This is a genomic window from Parageobacillus thermantarcticus, assembly GCF_900111865.1.
In the GTDB taxonomy this organism is placed as follows: domain Bacteria; phylum Bacillota; class Bacilli; order Bacillales; family Anoxybacillaceae; genus Parageobacillus; species Parageobacillus thermantarcticus.
In genome coordinates, this window is the sequence record NZ_FOJS01000102.1 from 1 (window position 1) to 1,189 (window position 1,189).

At 50.3% G+C, this 1,189-nt stretch carries 1 protein-coding gene; it reads right to left on the reverse strand.

The features are described from left to right. Positions 1-32: 32 nt before the first annotated feature. A complete protein-coding gene (locus BM278_RS18200) occupies positions 33-1,091 on the reverse strand; it encodes an IS630 family transposase (protein ID WP_090952552.1) in 1,059 nt (352 codons plus the stop codon). Positions 1,092-1,189: the final 98 nt, after the last annotated feature.

Consider the following 1,189-nt stretch of genomic DNA (forward strand, 5'->3'; position numbering starts at 1 on the left):
TATACATGCAACATGAAGAGTTAACTTCTCAGTCATCCTGCACACCCTAAGCGCTGCAGCACTTCCTCCGGACGTTCGTGGATGTAGTTGACAAACCGAGTAATGGCTTGAATGATATCGTTGCGATCCTTGTGAAAGACATTGGCAATCACCGTATCTTTCAGCCATTTCCATAAGCGTTCGATCGGGTTCAGCTGTGGCGAATAGGGAGGAAGGTAAATAAAGTGAAAACACTGCCCTTCTTCCCGCAAAAACTCCTTGACCATTTTGGCATGGTGAATGCGGGCGTTATCCAACACCAAGACCATGAGACGGTCCGGATAGCGCTCTTTGAGCATTCTCAAGAAATCCAAGAACGTCGCAGCATTGGCAGCGGTCGTTTGATGAAGCACCGTTTCGCCATCGTGGATGTTGACCGCGCCAAACAGCGATACGTGGGCATGATGGCCGAACGTCGGCACTTGTTTTTGGCGGCCGACTGCCGACCATGTGGACCGCAAGACATGGTAAGAGCGGATATGTGTTTCATCAAGGTACAACAAGACCGAATCAGGATCCATTAAGTTTTTTTTTATGAAGTCGATCTGTTTCTCAAAATTCTTTTGTCGATCCGGATCGCCTTTGGCCAATGTGTAGGTCGGCCGTGTCCACGACAGCCCTTTGCGGTGCAGGAGTTTTCGCAACGCTTCGCGGGAAATGCAAACACCGAAGTGCTTTTCGACATAGGATTGCAGGAGTTTGGTGTTCCACGCCGAAGCGACGTCCCAGCCCAGTTCTACGGGAGTGGTGGTCAACACAAGCTGTTTGATCTCTTCCTGCTGTTCTTCGGTGAGAAACGGCTCCCGCCCGGGGGCGAAATCCCGATGAAGCAAGAGCTCCAGACCGCCTTCGTTGAACAGCGACACATAATGGGAAACGGTTTGTCGGCACACGTTGACCATGGAGGCCACCTCTTTGCCCAAATAGCCTTCCATGACCAGGCGAACCGCCATCACCCGTTGGCGAAGAAGGGTGTTTTTGATTTTCCGTTCCTGTTTGCGAAGTGTCCGAGGTGTCCATCCGTGATCGTTGGTGATTTTGAGACGTTTCATGCAGAATTCCGCTCCTTTTCCATGCTTTTCCTTAGGAGCAGTATAACCGGAGTGGGCACCACTTATACGAAGGTTAACTTTTCAATGAGCATATATAT